Raw genomic sequence first — 20,819 nt, 5'->3', positions numbered from 1 at the left:
TTCACCACAAGTCCCAATCCAACGCTCGAGATACCGGATCAAGGTGTCCGCCCCTGTCACCGTAACAGCGCCGATGATGCCCGGCCGCTGCCAGTCAAGATGAGGCTTATCCCATGACCGTGAAATCACCCCACAGCCAGCCGGCCGAGGCCTGTCTGGAAACGCTGGACGCCGATCGCAATGGCTTGTCGCCAGGCGAGGCTGAGCGCAGGCTGAAGGAGTATGGCCCCAACCGCTTGCCCGAAAGCCGGGGGCGTGGGCCGCTGGTTCGCCTGCTCGCCCAGTTCCAGAATGTGCTGATCTATGTGCTGCTGGGCTCTGCGTTTGTCACGGCGCTTCTGCAGCATTGGGTGGATACCGGCGTCATCCTGGCTGTTGTCGTTGCCAATGCGATCATCGGCTTTATCCAGGAGGGCAAGGCGGAAGCCGCCATGGCAGCGATCCGGAGCATGCTTGCGCCCAAGGCAGCGGTCTTGCGTGACGGCAAAAGGATCACGGTGGACGGGGCGGATCTGGTCCCCGGTGATGTGGTCTTGCTCGAGGCAGGGGACAAGGTTCCGGCGGACCTGCGCTTGCTCGATGCCCATGGGCTGAGCGCGCAGGAAGCGATCCTGACGGGCGAGTCCGTTCCTGTCGACAAGACGGTGGCTCCGGTGGCCCCGGACGCTGCGCTCGGCGACCGCCGCTCCATGCTGTGGTCGGGCACCCTGGTGACGCAAGGCGCCGGGCGTGGTCTCGTGGTTGCCACAGGCGCGGATACGGAAATCGGCCGCATCGGCGGGTTGCTGTCGGGCGTCGAAACGCTCACCACCCCGTTGGTCGAACAGATGGACCATTTTGCCAGATGGTTGTCGCTGCTGATCGTGCTGGCTGCAGGGATCCTTCTGGCCTGGGGCTATTTCCTCGCCGGTCTCGAGTTCTCCGGCCTGTTCATGGCTGTGGTCGGTGTTGCCGTCGCCGCCATTCCGGAAGGATTGCCGGCGGTCACGACCATCACCCTGGCCATCGGCGTGCAGGCAATGGCGAAACGACACGCCATCGTGCGCCGCCTTCCGGCGATTGAAGCCATCGGGTCCGTGTCGGTCATCTGCACCGACAAGACCGGGACCTTGACCCGCAACGAGATGGTGGTTGTCGCCGTCGAGACACCGGAAGCTGCGTTCGAGGTCAAAGGCGAGGGCTATGCGCCAACTGGCGAGATCAGCCCGGCTGGAGATCTTGCACGCATCGCGCGCACGGCAGCACTGTGCAATGACGCAGCATTGCGCGACAAGGCTGGCCACTGGATCGTGGAAGGCGATCCCATGGAAGGTGCCTTGCTTGCCTTTGCCGGGAAGGCTGCAGGCGACATCGCGGCCCGGCGGCTTGATCTCGTTCCCTTTGACAGCCGCCACCGTTACATGGCGGTGCTGGCTGAAGGGCCGGACGGACGGGTCACCCATGTCAAGGGTGCGCCGGAACGGGTGCTGCGCATGTGCCGGGATATTGACCTGGCGCACTGGCATGACCGGGCCGAAGCGATGGCCCGCCGCGGCTTGCGGGTGCTGGCATTGGCCGAGCGGGCCGAGGCTCAACCGGAGATCGACCGGCAGACGCTGGATGGCGGACTTGAATTCCTTGGGCTTGTCGGCTTGATCGACCCGCCACGCCCGGAAGCTATTGCCGCCGTCGCCGAATGCCGGGCGGCCGGGATCCGGGTCAAGATGATCACCGGAGACCACGCCGGCACGGCCGCCGCCATCGCCGCGCAGATCGGGCTTGAGAACACGCACCGTGTGCTGACAGGTGCGGATTTCGACAAGCTCGATGAAGCGCAACTGGCGATGGAAGTCGTCGATGTGGATGTGTTTGCCCGCACCAGCCCGGAGCACAAGCTGCGGCTTGTCACTGCCCTGCAGGCGCGGGGCCTGTCCGTTGCCATGACCGGCGACGGGGTAAATGACGCGCCGGCCCTGAAACGGGCTGACGCCGGCATTGCCATGGGCCTGAAAGGCTCGGAGGCGGCCAAGGAAGCGTCGGATCTGGTCCTTGCAGACGACAATTTCGCCTCGATTGCTGCAGCCGTGCGCGAGGGGCGGACCGTCTGGGACAACCTCAAGAAGGTCATCAGCTGGACCCTGCCAACCAATGTCGGTGAGGCATTGCCGATTATCCTGGCCCTGTTCCTCGGGCTTTCCCTGCCGATCACGCCAGTTCAAATCCTGTGGGTCAACCTGATTTGCACAGTGACACTCGGGCTTGCATTGGCCTTTGAGCCGACCGAGGCCGGAACCATGGCGCGTCCACCGCGCCGCCGGGATGCTCCGCTACTCTCCGCCACGCTCGTCTGGCATATAGTTCTTGTCGGAATCCTGTTCGTCGTCGCCGTATTCGGGATGTTCAACTTTGCCCTGGCGAGGGGGCACTCGCTCGCCATGGCGCAGACCATTTCGATGAACACGATCATCGTTCTGGAGATCTTCCACCTGTTCTTCATCCGCAACATGCACGGGACATCGCTGACCTGGGCGGCGGTAAAGGGCACCCGCGTTGTCTGGACGGTCGTCATCGTCATCACGGCCGCACAGTTCGCCGTGACCTATCTGCCGCCCTTGCAGTTTGTTCTTGGAACCGAGCCGGTTCCCTTCCTCGACGGCATGCTGATCGTCGGCATTGGCGTGGTCTTCTTTGCCATCATCGAGATCGAGAAGCAGATCCGGCTTGGCCTGAACGCTGGACCGCGTGAGGCTCGCCACTAGGGCAGAGGGCCGAAACGCGAGCCGCAGTGTCTCCCTTTCCCTTCCCCGTGACGATCATGCGGGGAAGGGGTGCCTACCAAAACGGTCCGTCCCGTGATATGGCACGCCCTTCCGAAATAACCACGACCAGTTCCGGCAGACCTCTCTGCCGTTGAAGCCGTTGCGCGATCTGATCGATTTGCTGCGGGCATATTTGAGAAAGACGGAGACAAGCCGTGTCGCAAGGCACTGAGAAACAGAAGGATGGCAGTCTCTACGCGGCCCCCGTCTTCGCCGTCGCCCCCATGATGGACTGGACGGACCGGCATTGTCGCATGTTCCACCGGCAGTTTTCGGCCAGGGCGCTGCTCTATACCGAGATGGTGACGACCGGGGCGGTGATCCATGGCGACCGGGAGAAGCTCCTGGGCTTCAGCGCCGGCGAGCATCCGGTGGCCTGTCAGCTGGGCGGATCGGATCCGCGTGAGCTGGCGGAAGCGGCGAAGATCGCCGAGGACTGGGGCTATGACGAGATCAACCTGAATGTCGGCTGCCCGTCCGACCGGGTGCAGTCCGGACGGTTTGGCGCCTGCCTGATGCTGGAGCCGGAACTGGTGGCCGAGGGCGTTGCGGCGATGAAGGCAGCGGTGCGCATGCCCGTCACCGTCAAGTGCCGCATCGGCGTTGACGAGCAGGACCCGGAGGAGGCGCTGGACCGGCTGGCCGACCGGGTGGTGGACGCTGGGGTCGATGCCCTGTGGGTGCATGCGCGCAAGGCCTGGCTGCAGGGCCTCAGCCCCAAGGAAAACCGCGATATCCCGCCGCTCGACTATGGCCGGGTGCACCGGCTGAAGGCACGGCTGCCGGGCCTGTTCATTGGCATCAACGGCGGCATCGCGACGCTGGACGAGGCGATGGCCGTGATGCAGGGGCTGGACGGGGTGATGCTGGGCCGGGCCGCCTATCACGATCCGGCGCTGATGGGCGCTGTCGACCGGCGGATCTACGGCGAGACGACCGCGGATGTGAGCCCGCGCGCGGCCATCGAGGCCTATGTGCCCTATATCGAGGCGGAACTGGCTCGCGGCGTGCGGCTTGCCCATATCACCCGCCATATGCTGGGTGCCTTCACCGCGGTGCCCGGCGCAAGGCTGTTCCGGCGCATCCTGACTGTCGAGGGCGTGAAGCCGGGGGCCGGGATCTCCGTGCTTTTTGAGGCGCTGAACGCCATGGACCAGGCAGCGGCGCGGGCGGCGGAACTTGCCGACGCCCGGCAGGGCGGCGAGGCTGTCGCTGAGGCCTGATGCCTGATGCCTGAAACCTGAAACCTCGAACGGTCAGGACGCCTTGCGGCGCAGGGGAAGCTTGCGTGCCGGCAGGGTGTAGACCTCGTCCGGGTAGACCGGCAGCACGGTCAGCACACGGGCGGAGGGCAAGGTGACTGTGACTTCCGTGCCTTCACGCAGGCGCGACTTCAGCTCGAACGTGCCGCCATGCTGTGACACCAGCGCCTGAACGATGGACAGGCCAAGCCCGGTGCCGGGCTCCGCGCTCTTGATCGCCATCGAGCCCTGACCGAAGGCCTGCAACACGATCGGGATCTCCTCCTCGGGAATGCCGGGGCCATTGTCCTTGATCGAGACATACTGGCCGCCATCGGCCGTCGAGCCGATGCGGATCAGCACTTCGCCATTGGAGGGGGTGAACTTCACTGCATTGGACAGAAGGTTGAGGATCACCTGGCGGATGGCGCGCTCGTCCGCCCAGATGCGGGCGAGCCCTTCCTCATGGCTCTCGCGGATGGCGATGCCCTTGGCCTTGGCCCGGACCTGCATCATCGACTGGCAGTCCTCGACGATCTCCATCAGGGCAACGGCTTCCTCGTTCAGCTCGTACTTGCCGGCCTCGATGCGGGAGAGGTCGAGGATCTCGTTGATGAGATTGAGCAGATGCTGGCCGGAACCGTGGATGTCGCCGGCATAGCCCCGGTAGATCTTGTTGCCCATCGGCCCCATGACCTCGTCCTTCATGATCTCGGAGAAGCCAAGAATGGCGTTGAGCGGCGTGCGCAGCTCATGGCTCATGGTGGCGAGGAAGCGGGACTTGGCAAGGTTGGCCTCTTCGGCGCGGCGGCGGCTTTCGTCCGAAACCGCGTTGGCCTGTTCCAGTTCGGCGATCAGGTGATCCTTCTCGGCCCGGTAGGCGAGCATGGTCAGCGACGCGTTGAGGAGCTGGTTGCCAAGGACGAGGAAGAAGCCTTGTGCCCCCACCGCCATCGCGGCCATGGCATAATGCAGCGGTGCATGGCGCTGCATCAGCGTGGTGGCGATTGCCAGTGTCAGCGGCAAGGTGCAGGCCAGCAGTGCGCGGGGCAGGGTGGAGGATTGCATCGTCGACATGGCGATGACGATGAGCATGGTGGCGAACTGGAACACCTCGAACCCTTCCGTCGTCGCCGACGAGGCGGGCAGCAGGAAGAACGAGGCCCAGCACAGGCCATAAAGAAAATCGCCTATGGTGAACTGGCGCCGCCATGGATGGCTGGTCCGCTCGTTCACCGGCAGCTTCTCGAAGCGGCGGCAGGTCGTGACAGTCAGCATCCAGATGCTGAAGGTGAACAGCAGCCATGCGCCGACCAGCACCGGCTCCATCCAGATGAAGGAGATGCTGGCGATGATGATCAGGAACATCGGCACGGCAAAGGCAGCGCTGGTGCGCGCCTTGGCGAACAGCATCAGCAGTTCGGTGTCAAAATCCGGTTGCGCGCCCTCATGCGTGGACAGGCGCTCGCGCACGCTGCGCACGGTCCGCGCCACCTCCCGCCGGCGCTGGGCGCGCTCGCGGTTGATGGCCGTCCTGTCGTCGCCTTTTGTGCGCGGCTCCTGGCCCATGCCACTTCCGACCTTACGGTTTTGACTTGATTGACGGAATGAATCCCGTTCGAGTGTTCTCGCTCATCAACTCTTAAGAAGCGGCTCAAGGACTTGGTTAACAAAGGGAAAAGCCTGATTGGAGGGGCCGGGGCCGCATTGGGTCAGGGGGCGGATCCCTTGGTTGGGGTTGTCGGTCAGGGTGCTTTGGCCGGGCTGGCGGAGGGGGCCAATGCCTGCCGGATCTGTGTTGACGCACCGCTGGGCAAAAGCCTGCCGCATGCGCCAAGACCCGTCGCCCGTCTGTCCGATACGGCGCGTCTGCTGATTGCCGGGCAGGCGCCGGGAACGCGGGTTCATGCCTCCGGTCTGCCCTTCACTGATCCCTCCGGCGACCGGTTGCGCGACTGGATGGGGATTGACGCTGCCACTTTTTACGACCCGTCCCGGGTTGCCATCCTGCCGATGGGCCTGTGCTTTCCGGGGCTTGATGCCAAGGGCAGCGACCTGCCGCCGCGACGGGAGTGCCGGATGACCTGGCATGACCGGATCATGGCGGCGATGCCGCAGGTCGAACTTGTGCTGGCGATTGGCCAGTATGCGCAAGTCTATCATCTGGGGCCGTTGCGGCGATCCGGACTGACGCAGACGGTTGCGGACTGGCGGGAGATCGTGGCAGAGACGGCGGCCCGGGGTGGGCCTGCCGTGCTGCCCCTGCCGCATCCCTCCTGGCGCAACAATGCCTGGCTGAAGCGGCATCCCTGGTTCGAGGCCGAGCTGCTGCCGTTCCTCAAGGCGCAGGTGTCCGCCCGGCTGGGCAGCTAGTGCGCAAAGTGGTTCTGTTCGCCGGGGCGTTTATTCGCTGACGCAGAAGGCGTTGGCGTGGATCGGGTCTTGCGGGAAACAGAATTCTAAGGCTTCTGTGGTGTCCTGATTGCAGACCCATCCAAAGCAGACCCGCGAAGAGACCCATCATGATTGACCGTATCGACCGGCGCATCCTGTCCATCCTGCAGGAAGATTGCACCATCCCTGTGGCCGAGATCGGCCGCCGCGTCGGGCTGTCGACGACGCCCTGCTGGCGCCGCATCCAGAAGATGGAAGAGGACGGCGTCATCACCGGACGGGTGGCCTTGCTCGATCCGGTGAAGGTCAATGTCAATGTGACGGCCTTCGTTGCCATCACCACCAATCAGCACACGGAAGACTGGTTGCGGAAATTTGCCGACGTGATCCGCGAATTTCCCGAGGTGGTGGAATTCTACCGCATGGCTGGCCAAGTGGATTATCTGCTGCGCGTTACCGTGCCGGATATTGCCGCCTATGACGCCTTCTACAAGCGGCTGATTGCAAAGATCGACATCACCGACGTGTCGACGACCTTCGCCATGGAGCAGATCAAGTACACGACCGAACTGCCGCTGGGGTATATTCCGGTGGAGAAGCCGCGGGCGGAGTGAGGGTGGAGAATGAGGAGGCAAGTCTGGCCTCCTCGTCGCTCCTGCGCAGGCAGGAGCCCAGTAAACGGGGCGATAGTTGGCTGGGTAGCCTCCGGAGCAACCAAGCAGTTCAGGTGGTTACTAGGCTCCTGCCTCCGCAGGAGCGACGAGGGGCGCTGGGGGCGCCGCCGCCCCCCAACCCTATCCTCAGTCCTTCTTCACGCCGTCGAGCCGCGCGATGAGGCTGGAGGTGTCCCAGCGGTTGCCGCCCATGGCCTGGACGTCGCCGTAGAACTGGTCGACGAGGGCGGTCAGCGGCAGGCGGGCGCCGGTGGACTTGGCGGTGCCGAGCACGATGCCGAGGTCCTTGCGCATCCAGTCGACGGCAAAGCCGAACTCGAACTTGCCCGCTGCCATGGTCTCCCAGCGGTTTTCCATCTGCCAGGACTGGGCCGCACCGCCGCGGATGGCCGAGATGACATTGGGAACATCAAGACCGGCCTGCTTGGCGAAGTGAATGGCTTCGGCCAGCCCCTGGACCACACCGGCGATGCAGATCTGGTTGACCATCTTGGTCAGCTGGCCAGCGCCGACCGGACCCATCAGGCCGACGAACTTGGCAAAGCACTCGATGACCGGCTTCGCACGTTCGAACACGTCCGGTTCACCGCCGCACATGACGGTGAGAATGCCCTTCTCGGCACCCGCTTGTCCGCCCGACACCGGTGCGTCGATGAAATGGCAGCCACGTGCGGCAGCCGCAGCGCCGAGTTCCCTTGCGACTTCGGCCGAGGCCGTGGTGTGGTCGATGAACACCGCGCCGGCCTTCAGGCCGTGGAAGGCGCCATCCGGGCCGGTGGTGACCGCGCGCAGGTCGTCATCATTGCCGACACAGGCGAAAACAAAGTCGCAGCCCTCGGCAGCCTCACGCGGGGTCGCAGCCGCCTTGCCGCCATGGTCAGTGACCCATTTGTCCGCCTTGGCGCGGGTGCGGTTGTAGACCGTTACCTCGTGGCTGCCGCGCGAGGCGAGATAGCCGGCCATGGGATAGCCCATGACGCCCAAGCCGATGAATGCCACCTTGGCCATGTTCAACTCCACATGTCTTGAGAGCCGGGCTCGCGTCCCGGCGATCCGAGGTTATTCGCTGCGCACCAGATGACGGGTCAGCCGCTGTTCCAGCTTTTCCCAGACCTGGCGCAGGGTTTCCACCATCATGAGATAGATCACGGCGGCCCAGATGTAAGCCTGGAAGTCGAAACTGCGCGAATAGGCGCGCCGCGTCTCGCCCATCAGGTCGAAGATGGTGACGATGGCCGCAATCGCGGAGCCCTTCAGCATCAGGATGATCTCGTTGCCATAGGGCCGGAGTGCGGTGATCAGCGCCTGTGGCAGGATGATCTTGAAGAAGATGACATTGCGCGTGAGGCCGAGCGCCTGGCCGCCTTCCCACTGGCCGCGCGCCACATTGAGCACCGCGCCTCGCAGGATCTCGGCCTGGTAGGCGGCGGTGTTGAGGGCGAAGGCCAGCAGCACGCAGTACCAGGCCTCACGGAAGAACCACCAGAGGCCAACCGTTTCAAAGGCTTCGCGGAAGGTGCCGACGCCGTAGTAGAACAGGAAGGTCTGGGCCAGCAGCGGGGTGCCGCGGAAGAAATAGACATAGCCATAGGCAATGCCCGACAGGATCCGGTTCTTCGAATTGCGCGCAAGGGCCACCGGCACCGACAGCAGGGCACCGGCAACGACCGACGTCACCACGAGCTGCAGGGTGATGACCAGCCCGCTGAGGTACTTTGGCGCATAGTTGGCGACGAAATCGCTGCCGATGTTGTTGAACAGATACAAGAGCAGGAAGGCGAAGGAGACGATCCACAGCGCCATCAGCACATGGCCGGTGATGCGGGCTGCCGTCCACGGGCGCGGCGGTACGGGCGGGCGGATCGCGGTCGACAGCTCTGTCATCGCACGGCCTCCCCACGCTTGGACCAGCGTTCGATGCGGGCGATGCCGGAGGAGGAGATCATGGCGAGGACCAGATAAATCAGGCAGGCCAGACCATAGAACAGGAACGGTTCCTTGGTGATGCGTGCGGCAACGCCGGTCTGGCGCACCACATCGGCAAGCCCGATGGTGGAGACCAGCGAGGTTTCCTTCAGGAGAATTAGCCACAGGTTGGCCAATGCGGGGAGCGCCAGCCGGATCAACTGCGGCAGGACCACGTGACGCATGGTCAGGAACTTGTTGAGACCAAGCGCCTGGCTGCCTTCATACTGGCCGCGCGGGATGCCGCGAAACGCCGACAGGAAGGCCTCGCTGGCATAGGATGAGAACACCAGTGTCAGCGCGATCATGCCGGCCACGAAACTGTTGACCTCAATGGTGAAGCCCAGTCCCATCGCTTCAGCGAGACTTTTCACCGCGATCTGCACCCCGAAATAGACCAGGAACAGGGTCAGAAGCTCGGGCAGGCCACGGAAAATGGTGGTGTAGATGCCCGCCGCCAGCCGCAGCGAGGGTTCGCGCGAGTTCTTGGCAAGGGCGAGCAGGAAACCGGCGACGAGCCCGAAGGGCAGGGTCGCAAGGCCGAGGGACACGGTGACGAGAATACCGGATGCGATTTCGTCGCCCCAGCCGTCGGGTCCGAAGGAAAGAAGTGTCAGGACCTCGGTCATTGTATGAGCTGGAAGCCGTGATCTGGCTGGCGGAGCGGATCCGCACAGCGCCGGAACTGCAACAACCGGTCCTGCCCGTGTTCAAACGGGAGAAACGCCGGCGGGTTGCCCCGCCGGCACCGGTCAGGCGTCAGGATTATTCGCCGCCGTAGACGTCGAAGGCGAAGTACTTGTCCTGCACTTCCTTGTACTTGCCATTGGCGCGGATCGCGGCGATGGCCGTGTTGAACATGTCCTTGAGGTCCTGGTCTTCCTTGCGGATGGCGATGCCGGCGCCTTCGCCGTTGATCACCGGATCGGACGTCAGGGTGCCGAGCAGCTTGCAGCAGGAGCCGTCAGCGGTGGCGAGCCAGTCGGACAGGACAACGACGTCATCGATCACGCCGTCGATGCGGCCGTTGGCGACGTCGAGCTTGTACTCGTCCGGGGTCGGATAGAGCTTCAGCTCGGCCGACTTCAGCTTGGCCTCGGCGTAGTTCGAGTGGGTGGTCGAGGACTGCGCGCCAAGGGTCATGCCCTTGAGGGCAGCGTCGGTCGCCTCGGTGATCTTGCTGTCCTTCGGAACGGCAATCGCCGGCGGCGTGTTGTAGTACTTGTTGGTGAAGTCGACCTTCTGCTTGCGCTCTTCGGTGATCGACATGGACGCAATGATGGCGTCGAACTTGCCGGCCTGCAGCGCCGGGATGATGCCATCCCAGTCAGAGGTGACGAATTCGCACTCGACCTTCATCTCTTCGCAAAGGGCCTTGGCGATGTCGATGTCGAAGCCGGTCAGCGAGCCATCGGAGCCAAGCACGTTGAACGGAGGATAGGCGCCTTCGGTGCCGATGCGGACCTTGGACCAGTCCTTGGCTTCAGCACCGCCAAAGGCGGCCAGGGTCATGGCCGCGGCGGCGACCAGAGTGGCGATACGCATGAAGTACTCCCCTCATCAAGGGCAAGGCGGCCGCAGGTTCCTGCTGTCCCTGGCCTTGCCCGGTTCGGTTTCATTTTTCTGGAACGGCGGTTCCGTCATCGGGACCCACCGGAAAGCCGCGCAGACGGGCTGCAGGACTTTCAGGTCAATGCCGGCAGCCCCTGTCGGGACTACAGGCTTGGTGACCATATTCCCAACATATCTTGCCGGATTTCAACCACTCATATGAAGAAACAGCATTGTTTGAAGCAATTATCCGGGTGGATTTTCCTCAGGGGCTGTGCATGTGGAATGCCGGGCTATCCGGATGACTGTATGAAATGGCTCCGACCCTGCGTCATCTGCAGTCCTTGGCAGCTCTGCTGATGGACATGGCAATCAGATCCTTGCGGGCGGCGGCCTCCGGACTGCCACCCGCGAGGATCAGATGTCGGACAAGGTCAGCCGAGCCAGATGCCGTTTTCGATGGCGGCGCCGACGAGGGCCTTGTTTTCCGCGCTTTCGGAGAAGCCGAAGAGAACATCTGGACGTGACCAGGACCCATCGGCGAGGCGTTGCTGCCAGCCGGCAAGGCCGGCAGAATCAGGGCCGCGGCCAAGGACGTTCTGATAAAGGGCGGTGATGAATGTCGTGTTGGTGGTGTTCTGGCCGTAGCGGGCGATGAACTCGGCAGAGCCGATGAAGGCGGCGGACATGTCCTTGATCGTCAGCCCGTTGTCAACGAGGCGGGTGTTGTGGCCAAGGCCGGCGGTGTCTGGCGTTCGGGCAAAGGCGGCCTGGTAGAGGCGATAGGTCTGGCCGGCGTTGCCATCAAGGTCAAAGGCGAGGGTGCCGTTGCTGAATGCGAGGCGCTCGATGTTGGTGAAGGTGTCGGTGCCGAGCCCGGTGCCGGTCACGGTCAGGACAGCGCCGGATTTGGCGATGGTCGCGGTGGCCCGGGTGGCGGCGATGGTCACCGTGTCGAGGCCGGCGAGGCCGTCGAACACGTCATTGCCTGCGGTGGCGGTGAAGGTGTCATTTCCTGCGGTCGCAGCGCTCCCCCCTGCGACGTCTTGCTTGAATCCGTCGACCTTGACGTTCTTTCCGGCGACAGTGACGGTCCTCGTAATTGTGCCGCCGAGACTGCCGCCAGAGAAGGTGACCGAGTAGGTGCCGTCAGCGACTTGGAGGGCATAGGCGCCAGAGTCCCAGCTTGTGGTCGTATAGGTGCGTCCGCCGCCCGTTGCCTTGACGACAATGGAGCTCAGGCCTTCGCCAATATCATAGAAGCGGTCGCCATCCGTGTCGTTGATCACGACCCCGGTGATGAAGGTTCGGCCTCCATCGGCAAAGTTTTGCGTGACCATTGAGGAATGCGTATAGGTCACCCCGTTGCTGACATAGGCACCAAGGCCCTGGGAAATGCCGATTTCCGTAAAGGCATCTTGCAGGATGTTGGTGCGATGGCCTGCGGATTTGAAAAGGCCTTCGTGGTGGCCGTCGATGGTCGGGGAATTTGTCCCGACGGTCGGGCTTGTGCTGCCGCGCCAGGAGATGTTCTCGCCTGTGCGCCAACTGCCGTCAGACGACGTCCAACCAGCCGCGAAGATGCGCTGTGTGGCACTGGAGCCGTCACTTCCCGTGTGCGAAAAATAATTGTCTGCAAGCATCGACGCGGTGTGGCGATCGGCGGATGCGTTCAGGAAAAAGCTGAAGGCGAGTGGCTGCTTGGCGCTGGACGAGATTGTACCCGATGCCAGATTATCGTTCAGGCCAATACCATAGCGGCTGGCTTCACTCAGCGGCTGCGCCCTTGCCCGGTTGATCAGTTCCAGAAAATAGGTTTCAGCGGCAGTCGGTGCACTCATCTGTATATCCCCACGACATCGGCATAATGCAAGGCAATGCATTATAGTCGCCGCGGCTTGCAGCTGAGACAAGCCGCAGCGTTACATTTTCTAGCATTCTTGTCTGCCGAGAGGTCAGATCACGCCGAGGGCGGCGAAGGACAGGAAGGGGACCGGCGTGCCGGGGGCGACGCCGGTGACATCCTCGGCCAGTTCGACAAGGCCATCGGCCGCGCGCAGGCTGGAGATGAGACCTGAGCCGGAGCGGGCATAGAGATCGGCGGTCAGCGTTCCGTCAGGGCCGGCAACCAGCCGGGCCCGGTGGAACTCGCGCCGGCCAGTCTTGCGCGAGGGCAGGGAGAACCCGGCTGCCACCATCAACCGGTGCGGCGGCGTGACCGTCGCCCCGGCCCGGCGCAGCAGCAGCGGCCGGGCATAGAGCAGGAACGAGATCATCGCCGCGACCGGGTTGCCGGGAAGGCCGATGATCTCGCAGGTGCCGATGCGCCCCAGGATCAGCCGGCGGCCGGGCTTGATGGCGAGATCCAGGATCTCGACTTGGCCGAGTGCCGAGAGCACCGAGACAAGATGATCCTCCTCGCCATGGCTGGCCCCGCCCGAGGTCAGGATGATGTTCTGGCCGGTCGCAGCCTCCGCCAGCGCCAGATGCAGGGCTTCTCGCCGGTCGCCGCAGATGCCGAGATCGGTCACGGTGGCCGGACAGGTCTCGAGCAGGCTGGCCAACAGATAGTGGTTGGCGTCAAATAGCGCGCCGGGCCGCATCGGGGCGCCGTCGAGGTTCTCCTTCGGGCGCAGCAACTCATCGCCCGTCGACAGCAGGCCGACGCGGATGCGGCTATGGGCCAACAGCTTGCTGCGGCCAATGGAGGCGAGGGCGGCAATGTCCTGCGGTCTCAGCCGGTCGCCGGGCGCAAGCAGGAGATCGCCTTGTTTCAGGTCCTCTCCGGCCCGGCGGCGGTTGGCGCCGCGTGCGAGCGACAGGGGAACCCGGACGAAGCGCTTGCCGTCTTTTGTTGCCAGTTCGCAATCCTCCTGCATGGCAACGGTGTCGGCGCCATCGGGCATGACGGCTCCGGTAAAAATGCGTGCGGCGGCCCAGGGCGACAGTGGCTGCGTGCCCGGATGGCCGGCGGCGATGCGCGCCTCGAGATGGAAAAACCCGCCCGCTGGATCGAGATCGGTATGGCGAAAGGCGTAGCCGTCGACGGCGGCGGTGTCGGCAAGCGGCACATCGCGCGGCGCAGTCACAGTCTCGGCCAGGATCCGGCCTCGGGCGACCGCAAGGCCGATGTCTTCTGTTCCGGGAGCGGGTAGGGGGCGCCGGATAAGATGCGCAAGGGCATCCTCATGACTGAGCCGCTGCGGCCCGGGGCGAAGGCAGTCGTCCACCCCGGGGCTGAAAAAGCCCTGCGCCGTGGCAAGGTCGGCTGGTGTGTTGATGTTGAAGAACGGGTCCGACGCCGCAGGGGTGACTGGAAAAGCCACCGTGCGGGCATTTTTGCCGGAAAGGAAGGCCCGCACGCGGCGATTGCCGGGATCGGCCAGGAACGTCGCCAGGTCTGGCAGAAGATGCAAGGGCCAGAAAGCCACGGCCGGATGCAGGCTGCCGGCACTTTCCGCCATCACCGGAACCTCGCCACCGTCCGAGGCTGCAAACAGCCGGGCGGCAAGGTCAGTCGGAATGAAGGGGGTATCGGCCGGAACCGTGAGGAGGCCGGGAGCCGCCGGATGCAGGGTGGCGGCATGGGTCAGACCAGCCAGGACACCGGCCAGCGGTCCGGCATATCCCGGCTGCATGTCGGCAAGGACCGGCAGGCCGAGGGAGGCAAAACGGGCCGGATCGCCATTGGCGCTCAGAATGACATGATCGACCTGCGGCACAAGGCGATCCAGGAGATGCGCCACGACCGGGCGTCCTGCAAGATCGGCAAGGCTCTTGTCGCCGCCGCCGAAGCGCGTGCCAAGGCCGCCGGCGAGAATACACCCGATCAGTCCGTTCAAGGTCCTGGTCTCCCCATTGCGCCGTCCAAACGTCTCCGATAACCGCAGACGGCACATGGAAGAGAGAACTATCCTGCTCCGGCGACAGACGCCAGTCGTGTATCCGCTCGGCTTGGCTCAACTCAGCTCAGCTGGCCAGCAAGGCATCCACGTGCCGGTCTTCCTGGGTCAGGACAGCCAGCAGGGTGGTCATCTCGCGCGGATGCAGGTGCTTTGACGGATTGTCAAAAGCGGCGCGGATTTCCTCGATGGCATCGGCGCTGAGCGGCGACGACACGCCGGCGGTCGCAAACATGTCCGAGAAGGCGCGCTCAAGGATCGGCCCTTCGCTAAGGACACGGACATCCGTGTGGCGTGTGTCTCGCGAAATGCGGCCGAATGTCTCAAGGACGTCGACTTCACTGCCTTCAAGGACCTGGAGAAAAACCTCGCCAGTAAAGAGAAGGCAGCCAGTCAGACCAGACTGGGCGTTGTTGCGGCGCGAGTTCTGGATCAGTTGCTCGAGACCAGTTGCGATCCCTTGCGAAAACTCCGAGCGCTGCATCATGCTCATGTAGCAGATATGATAGAGGTCCGACATAGATACAGTCCTCCTGTTACGGTACTCTGCTATCATATCAGATAAAATACATAGCTTCCCTGAAGCTGTTTCCGAAAATTCGACTGAATTCTGCAGGCCTTCAGTAAGGGGGAGTGTTTCACTCTCAGAACTCACGCTCCTCGCCGGTCCAGCGGAAAAAGCGTCCGGTACGGGTCAGGTCCAGGTTTTCGGCCAGGTCAACGATGCCGTTGGCCACTTCGCTGGCGGGCAGGTCAGCACCGTCACCGCCCATGTCCGTGCGCACCCAGCCAGGATCGACGATGCCGACGGCAATGCCTTCCGGTTCCAGGTCGGTCGCCAGGCACTGCATCACCTTGTTGACCGCAGCTTTCGAGGCCCGATAGGCGAGGCGGTCCGACTTGGCATAGCCCATCCAGGCCATCTGGCTGGAGATGGTCAGGATCCGCCCGTTTTCGGCCCGGCGCAGCCGCGGCAGGAAGGCTTGGGCGACGGCGAGGGGGGCCAGCGTGTTGACTTCCAGTGTCTGCCGGAAGCCGGCAAAATCCATCGAAAGCGCGTTCTGATTCTCTGGGTCCGGGCCGATGATACCGGCATTGTTGATCAGGATATCGAGCGGGCCTGTCCGGCTTGCGGCAATCTCGGCGAGCTGGGCGTGATCGGTGACGTCGAAGACATGAGCCTCAAAGCCATGCCCCAGTATCAAGGACACCGCATCAGCCTGGGCCTGGCTGCGGCAGCTTCCCTCGACGGTCCAGCCACGGGCAAGTGCGGCTTCGGCGATGGCAAGGCCAATGCCGCGATTGACACCGGTGATGAGGATTGTGGGCATGAGGATATTCCAATCGGCTGGCCATTCGGCTGGGACGTTCAATGAGATGTATGGCGGTCGGACGCTGCAGCATAGCGGCTAAAACTCCCCTCGGGCGAGATCGAAGTGGCAAAAAGATCGGGAGCCGACCCAGCCTGCGGCAGTTTGCGGCAAGGCGTGGGGCCTTGCATGTTGATGTGGATGACCTGATTGACGGATGGGCGCGGCAGACTAGGTTAGGCGTGTCGACCGGCGGCAAGACCGGGCACCCAACATCAAGGACTGGTAGACGGATGAGTGATGCAATCAAGGCAGCGGTGCTGGAGCGCCTGGGACGCATAGCCGGACCGGAAGGCGGAGGCGACATCGTATCGCTTGGCCTGGTGTCAGATGTCTTTGTCTCCGACGGCCGCGTGGCCTTTTCCATTACGGTTCCGGCGGACCAGGCCCGCGAGATGGAACCGCTGCGTCAGGCTGCCGAGAGCGCAGTCAAGTCCGTTCCCGGTGTCGAGAAGGCGATGGTCGCCCTGACGGCCGAGCGCAAGCCGGGCAGTCCGGCGCCGCAACCCGCGCCCGCAGCCGCTCCACAGCGCCACAGCCACGCCCCGGCTGCGCCGCAAGGCCAGCGTCAGGGTGGTCCGGCCAAGGCGGGCGTGCCGGGTGTCGCGCATATCATCGCGGTTGCCTCGGGCAAGGGCGGCGTCGGCAAGTCGACCACCACGGCCAATATCGCGCTGGGCATGAAGGCCAATGGCCTCCGGGTCGGCGTGCTGGATGCCGACATCTATGGTCCCTCGGTGCCGCGTCTCTTTGGTGTGTCGGGCCGTCCGGAACAGGTCGAAGGCCGCATCCTGAAGCCGCTGGAAGCCCATGGCATCAAGGTCATGTCCATCGGCTTCATGGTCGAGGAAGACACGCCGATGATCTGGCGTGGCCCGATGGTCATGTCGGCGCTGACCCAGATGCTGCGTGAAGTGGCCTGGGGCGAGCTGGATGCACTGGTCGTCGACATGCCTCCGGGCACGGGTGACGCGCAGCTGACCATGGCGCAGCAGGTGCCGCTGTCGGGGGCCGTGATCGTCTCGACGCCGCAGGATCTGGCCCTGATCGACGCCCGCAAGGGCCTCAACATGTTCCGCCGTGTCGACGTGCCGGTGCTCGGCATCGTCGAGAACATGAGCTATTTCGTCGCCCCTGACACGGGCAAGCGCTACGACATCTTCGGTCATGGCGGCGCCAGGGCCGAAGCGGAGCGGCTGGAGATCCCGTTCCTGGGCGAGGTGCCGCTCGACATGGACATCCGCATCAATTCCGACAACGGCACGCCCATCGTCGTGGCTGATCCGGCGGGGCCGCATGCCGCTGTCTACCGCGACATCGCGGCAAAGGTCTGGTCGGAAGTGTCGCGGCCGCTGGGCGAAGTGCGCCGGGCGGCGCCGGCCATCGTGTTCGACTGAGACCGTTCGACTGAAACCGATTGCGGAAAAAGCGCCCGGACCAGCCGGTCCGGGCGCAGAACCCGCCTAAATCCATTGAAGAAACCGCGCCGATCGGGTTCAGCCCGGTTGACGGACGCCGCGAAAACGCGGAAAAGCGAGGGGTTCCTGCCGCCATTTGCCCTGTCCCCAGGCGGCTTTCTCCCTTTTCAGGATCCGACCGTGGACCTCAAGGAAAATGGCAAGGCCATTTTGGCGATGCTGGTGGCGATGGCTGCTTTCATCGGCAACGACGCATTGGTCAAGATCGTCTACGAGACGGTCCAGCTCGGCCAGATCATCGTGGTGCGCGGCCTGATCGCAATCATCATGATCATCATCCTGTCCTATGCGACCGGCGTGCACCGCGAATTCCGCCATTTGGCGAACTGGATGGTGTTCCTGCGCGCGCTGGGCGAGGTGGGGGCAACGCTGTGCTATCTCATCGCGTTGATGCATATGCCCATCGCCAACATTACCGCGATCCTGCAGGTGTTGCCGCTGATGGTGACGGGTGCCGCCGCGATCTTCCTCGGCGCGCCTGTCGGCTGGCGGCGCTGGACCGCCATCGGCGTTGGGTTTGCCGGCGTCCTCATCATCGTGCGCCCCGGTGTCGAAGGCTTTGACCAGTGGTCGATCCTGGCCCTCGTCGGCATCCTCTTCATGGTGCTGCGCGACCTGACGACCCGGATGATGCCTGTTGAAGTGCCGACCTTCGGCGTTACGCTGGTCACCTGTGCCGGCGTGCTGCTGCTCGGTTTTGGTGTGGTCGGCGTCGAGGGCTGGGAGCCGATGACCCTGGTTGATCTGGCCTATCTGGCCGCGGCCGCCGCCTGCCTGCTCGCCGGATATGTCCTGCTGATCGTTGCCATGCGCATCGGTGACATCTCTCTGGTCTCGCCGTTCCGCTATTCGATCATCGTCTGGGCGATCATGATCGGCTACTTTGTCTGGGGTGATGTTCCCGATGCCCTGACGCTGCTGGGCACCGCCATCGTGGTCGCGACCGGCATCTACACGGTGCTGCGCGAACGGCGTGTGGCTCAGCTTGCCCGATCAGAACAACCGCGCTGAGCCGGGCGTGCCGAACAAGGACGGGCGGCCCATGTGGCGCCCCGCAGTCAGGTCATTCGCATGAACCAGCAGATGCAGAAATCCGGAGAGCCTGCTGACCAGCCGCTGCCGCGGCCGTCAATGGCGATCCTGGTCGCCATTTCGACCGTCAATCCGCTGGCGCTGAACATCTATCTGCCGTCGCTGGCAGGGATGATCGCGGCCTTCAACACGACTTCGGCGCAGGTGCAGCTGACCATGTCGCTGTACATGGCCGCCGTGGGCGTCACGCAGATTTTCCTCGGGCCTTTGTCTGACCGTTATGGCCGCCGTCCGGTGGTCATCGGCGGGATGGCCGTGTTCGTGGTCGGGACGCTCATCTGCCTTGCAGCGCCCGACATCAACACCCTGATCGCCGGCCGCATCATCCAGGCCATGGGCGGCTGCGCCGGGCTGGTGCTCGGCAGGGCCATCGTGCGCGATCTGTTTGAACGGGAACGTGCCGCCAGCATGATCGGCTACGTCACCATGGGCATGGCCGTCGGGCCGATGTTTGCCCCCGCCATCGGCGGTGCTCTCGACGGGCACTTCGGCTGGCAGGGCGGGTTCTATCTGATGCTGGCCATTGGCGTGATCATTCTGGTGGCGGCCTGGTTCGACCTGCACGAGACGCACCACAACCGCACGCGCGGGCAGGGCTTTGGCGGGCTCGTCGCCAGCTACCGGGCGCTGGGCTCCGAGCGGCTGTTCTGGGCCTATGCCGCGACCTCGATGTTCACGTCCTCGGTCTATTTCGCCTTCCTGGGCGGCGCTCCCTTCATCGCGGCCTCGGTTCTGGGCATGTCGCCCGTCGTCATGGGGCTCTACTTCATGCTGGTCGCGGCCGGTTACATCGTCGGCAACGGCCTGTCCGGCCGTTACGCGCAGCGCATCGGCGTGATCCGGATGATCACCGCCGGATCGCTGATGCCGCTCATTGCCGTCGTGCTGGTTGCAGCGCTGTTTGGCGCTGGCGTGGTGCATCCGCTGTCGCTGTTCCTGCCCATGCTGCTGGTGGGACTTGGCAACGGGCTGTGCCTGCCGAGCGCGATTGCCGGGGCTGTCAGCGTGCGTCCGGATCTGGCAGGCGCGGCCTCGGGCCTCGTCGGCAGCATGCAGATCGGGCTGGGCGCTGTCTCGTCGGCGCTGGTTGCGTTCCTGCTGTCCGACGGCATGTATCCGGCAACCACCTGGCCGCTTGCAGCGGTCATGGGGGTTTGCGTCGTGATGACGCTGGTGGCCGTGGTGGCGGCCGCGATGCTGGAACGGCGCAGCGACTGATCAGCCGCCGGTGACGCTCATGTGGCGGGCGACGGCCGGTCTTTTTGTCCGCCGGTCGATGATGAAATCATGCCCCTTGGGCTTGCGGCCGATGGCCTCGTCGATGGCCCGTGCGATCAGCTCATCGCCCTCCGAAGCGCGCAAGGCCGCGCGCAGGTCGGCGCTGTCGTCCTGGCCAAGGCACATATAGAGCATGCCGGTGCAGGTGACGCGCACCCGGTTGCAGCTTTCGCAGAAGTTATGCGTCATCGGCGTGATGAAGCCGATGCGGCCGCCGGTTTCTTCGACCTGCATGTAGCGGGCCGGGCCGCTGGTCTTGTACGGGATATCCGTCAGGGTGAAGCGTTCGGCCAGACGGGCCCGAACCAGGCTCAGCGGCAGGTACTGGTCCGTGCGGTCGCCGTCGATGTCGCCCATGGGCATGGTTTCGATCAGCGTGAGATCGTGACCCTCGGCATGGGCCCACTCGAGCATCGGGACGATCTCGTCCTCGTTGACGCCCTTCAGCGCCACCATGTTGAGCTTGACCGCAATACCGGCCTCCTGCGCGGCGCGGATGCCGTCCATGACCTTGCCGAAATCGCCCCAGCGGGTGATGGCGCGGAAGCGGTCTGGATCGAGCGTATCGAGAGAGACGTTGATGCGCCGAACGCCAGCCTCCGCCAGCTCGCCGGCATAGCGGGCGAGCTGCGAGCCGTTGGTGGTCAACGTCAGCTCCTCGAGAGCGCCGGATTTCAGATGCCGCGAGAGGGAACGGATCAGGTCAAGGATGCCCTTGCGCACCAGCGGCTCGCCGCCGGTCAGGCGAAGCTTGCCGACGCCCTTGGCAATAAAGGCAGCGCAGAGCCGGTCCAGTTCCTCAAGCGTCAGGATCTCGCGCTTGGGCAGGAAGGTCATGTCTTCCGCCATGCAGTAGACGCAGCGGAAATCGCAGCGGTCGGTGACCGAAACGCGCAAATAGGACACGGTGCGGCCGAAGGGGTCGATCATCCGGGGACGGACAGCCGGCTGGGGCGTCGCAAAGGACGGCACGGCTCGTGGCAGGATGATCTCCTCCATGCGTCTCTCCCTCATGCCGGGGGCGTCGATCCCGGGGTCACGTCGTTCTATTCCACCAAACATATTGCATTTTTGCC

General features: G+C 64.1%; 17 protein-coding genes. 7 read left to right on the top strand and 10 right to left on the bottom strand.

The window, feature by feature from the left end:
- Window positions 1-113: 113 nt before the first annotated feature.
- Together C8348_RS18860 and dusA are read left to right on the top strand one after the other, a co-directional pair.
- Complete coding sequence (locus tag C8348_RS18860) at window positions 114-2,738, top strand: cation-transporting P-type ATPase (RefSeq protein ID WP_106754855.1); 2,625 nt, start codon at window positions 114-116, stop codon at window positions 2,736-2,738.
- A gap of 215 nt (window positions 2,739-2,953) precedes the next feature.
- A complete protein-coding gene (dusA, locus tag C8348_RS18855; protein WP_279629402.1) occupies window positions 2,954-4,021 on the top strand; it encodes a tRNA dihydrouridine(20/20a) synthase DusA in 1,068 nt (355 codons plus the stop codon).
- A gap of 33 nt (window positions 4,022-4,054) precedes the next feature.
- Here dusA and C8348_RS18850 read toward each other — a convergent pair whose 3' ends face one another.
- Window positions 4,055-5,608, bottom strand: coding sequence for a sensor histidine kinase (locus C8348_RS18850; RefSeq protein WP_106754854.1), 1,554 nt, complete (start codon window positions 5,606-5,608; stop codon window positions 4,055-4,057).
- 159 nt (window positions 5,609-5,767) lie between these two features.
- Here C8348_RS18850 and C8348_RS18845 point away from each other — a divergent pair, with 159 nt between their 5' ends.
- A complete protein-coding gene (locus C8348_RS18845) occupies window positions 5,768-6,412 on the top strand; it encodes a uracil-DNA glycosylase family protein (protein WP_244294056.1) in 645 nt (214 codons plus the stop codon).
- A gap of 152 nt (window positions 6,413-6,564) precedes the next feature.
- Complete coding sequence (locus C8348_RS18840; RefSeq protein ID WP_208983821.1) at window positions 6,565-7,047, top strand: Lrp/AsnC family transcriptional regulator; 483 nt, start codon at window positions 6,565-6,567, stop codon at window positions 7,045-7,047.
- A gap of 186 nt (window positions 7,048-7,233) precedes the next feature.
- Here C8348_RS18840 and C8348_RS18835 read toward each other — a convergent pair whose 3' ends face one another.
- The 8 genes from C8348_RS18835 to C8348_RS18800 all read right to left on the bottom strand — a co-directional run bounded on the left by C8348_RS18835 (window position 7,234) and on the right by C8348_RS18800 (window position 15,856).
- On the bottom strand, window positions 7,234-8,115 hold the full coding sequence (locus tag C8348_RS18835) for an NAD(P)-dependent oxidoreductase (protein WP_106754851.1): 882 nt from the start codon (window positions 8,113-8,115) through the stop codon (window positions 7,234-7,236).
- A gap of 51 nt (window positions 8,116-8,166) precedes the next feature.
- A complete protein-coding gene (locus C8348_RS18830; protein ID WP_106754850.1) occupies window positions 8,167-8,991 on the bottom strand; it encodes an ABC transporter permease in 825 nt (274 codons plus the stop codon).
- A complete protein-coding gene (locus C8348_RS18825) occupies window positions 8,988-9,701 on the bottom strand; it encodes an ABC transporter permease (RefSeq protein WP_106754849.1) in 714 nt (237 codons plus the stop codon). The genes C8348_RS18830 and C8348_RS18825 overlap by 4 nt, the downstream gene beginning before the upstream one ends.
- 136 nt (window positions 9,702-9,837) lie before the next feature.
- Entirely contained in the window at window positions 9,838-10,617 is a 780-nt protein-coding gene (locus tag C8348_RS18820) for an ABC transporter substrate-binding protein (RefSeq protein ID WP_106754848.1), read from the bottom strand.
- A 440-nt stretch (window positions 10,618-11,057) separates the two neighbouring features.
- Window positions 11,058-12,464: a DUF4214 domain-containing protein gene (locus C8348_RS18815; RefSeq protein WP_198647137.1), complete on the bottom strand. Its 1,407-nt coding sequence runs from the start codon at window positions 12,462-12,464 to the stop codon at window positions 11,058-11,060.
- Window positions 12,465-12,578: 114 nt separating this feature from the next.
- Entirely contained in the window at window positions 12,579-14,465 is a 1,887-nt protein-coding gene (gene mobA, locus C8348_RS18810; RefSeq protein WP_198647136.1) for a molybdenum cofactor guanylyltransferase MobA, read from the bottom strand.
- A gap of 127 nt (window positions 14,466-14,592) precedes the next feature.
- Window positions 14,593-15,045 (bottom strand): BLUF domain-containing protein, encoded by a 453-nt coding sequence (locus C8348_RS18805; RefSeq protein WP_157950471.1) that lies wholly within the window; start codon window positions 15,043-15,045, stop codon window positions 14,593-14,595.
- Window positions 15,046-15,169: 124 nt separating this feature from the next.
- Complete coding sequence (locus C8348_RS18800; protein WP_106754844.1) at window positions 15,170-15,856, bottom strand: SDR family oxidoreductase; 687 nt, start codon at window positions 15,854-15,856, stop codon at window positions 15,170-15,172.
- A gap of 272 nt (window positions 15,857-16,128) precedes the next feature.
- On the opposite strand from C8348_RS18800, the gene C8348_RS18795 reads away from it, so the two are divergent.
- From C8348_RS18795 to C8348_RS18785, 3 genes are all read left to right on the top strand, one after another.
- Complete coding sequence (locus C8348_RS18795) at window positions 16,129-17,292, top strand: Mrp/NBP35 family ATP-binding protein (protein WP_106754843.1); 1,164 nt, start codon at window positions 16,129-16,131, stop codon at window positions 17,290-17,292.
- A 201-nt stretch (window positions 17,293-17,493) separates the two neighbouring features.
- On the top strand, window positions 17,494-18,384 hold the full coding sequence (locus C8348_RS18790) for a DMT family transporter (RefSeq protein WP_106754842.1): 891 nt from the start codon (window positions 17,494-17,496) through the stop codon (window positions 18,382-18,384).
- A gap of 60 nt (window positions 18,385-18,444) precedes the next feature.
- Window positions 18,445-19,683 (top strand): multidrug effflux MFS transporter, encoded by a 1,239-nt coding sequence (locus C8348_RS18785; RefSeq protein WP_106754878.1) that lies wholly within the window; start codon window positions 18,445-18,447, stop codon window positions 19,681-19,683.
- On the opposite strand, the gene moaA is transcribed toward C8348_RS18785, so the two are convergent.
- On the bottom strand, window positions 19,684-20,673 hold the full coding sequence (gene moaA / locus C8348_RS18780; RefSeq protein ID WP_244294060.1) for a GTP 3',8-cyclase MoaA: 990 nt from the start codon (window positions 20,671-20,673) through the stop codon (window positions 19,684-19,686).
- Window positions 20,674-20,819: the final 146 nt, after the last annotated feature.

This window comes from Pannonibacter carbonis (assembly GCF_003012935.1).
In the GTDB taxonomy this organism is placed as follows: Bacteria; Pseudomonadota; Alphaproteobacteria; order Rhizobiales; family Stappiaceae; genus Pannonibacter; species Pannonibacter carbonis.
This window is presented reverse-complemented; position numbering and strand designations above follow the sequence as displayed.

Bases quoted from the DNA above. Each gene is read 5' to 3' on its own strand.
- C8348_RS18860 (WP_106754855.1), top strand. From the start codon at position 114: ATGACCGTGAAATCACCCCACAGCCAGCCGGCCGAGGCCTGTCTGGAA.
- C8348_RS18830 (WP_106754850.1), bottom strand. From the start codon at position 8,991: ATGACAGAGCTGTCGACCGCGATCCGCCCGCCCGTACCGCCGCGCCCG.
- C8348_RS18820 (WP_106754848.1), bottom strand. From the start codon at position 10,617: ATGCGTATCGCCACTCTGGTCGCCGCCGCGGCCATGACCCTGGCCGCC.
- C8348_RS18800 (WP_106754844.1), bottom strand. From the start codon at position 15,856: ATGCCCACAATCCTCATCACCGGTGTCAATCGCGGCATTGGCCTTGCC.
- C8348_RS18850 (WP_106754854.1), bottom strand. From the start codon at position 5,608: ATGGGCCAGGAGCCGCGCACAAAAGGCGACGACAGGACGGCCATCAAC.
- C8348_RS18785 (WP_106754878.1), top strand. From the start codon at position 18,445: ATGAACCAGCAGATGCAGAAATCCGGAGAGCCTGCTGACCAGCCGCTG.
- C8348_RS18835 (WP_106754851.1), bottom strand. From the start codon at position 8,115: ATGGCCAAGGTGGCATTCATCGGCTTGGGCGTCATGGGCTATCCCATG.
- C8348_RS18795 (WP_106754843.1), top strand. From the start codon at position 16,129: ATGAGTGATGCAATCAAGGCAGCGGTGCTGGAGCGCCTGGGACGCATA.
- C8348_RS18825 (WP_106754849.1), bottom strand. From the start codon at position 9,701: ATGACCGAGGTCCTGACACTTCTTTCCTTCGGACCCGACGGCTGGGGC.
- C8348_RS18815 (WP_198647137.1), bottom strand. From the start codon at position 12,464: ATGAGTGCACCGACTGCCGCTGAAACCTATTTTCTGGAACTGATCAAC.
- C8348_RS18805 (WP_157950471.1), bottom strand. From the start codon at position 15,045: ATGTCGGACCTCTATCATATCTGCTACATGAGCATGATGCAGCGCTCG.
- moaA (WP_244294060.1), bottom strand. From the start codon at position 20,673: ATGATCGACCCCTTCGGCCGCACCGTGTCCTATTTGCGCGTTTCGGTC.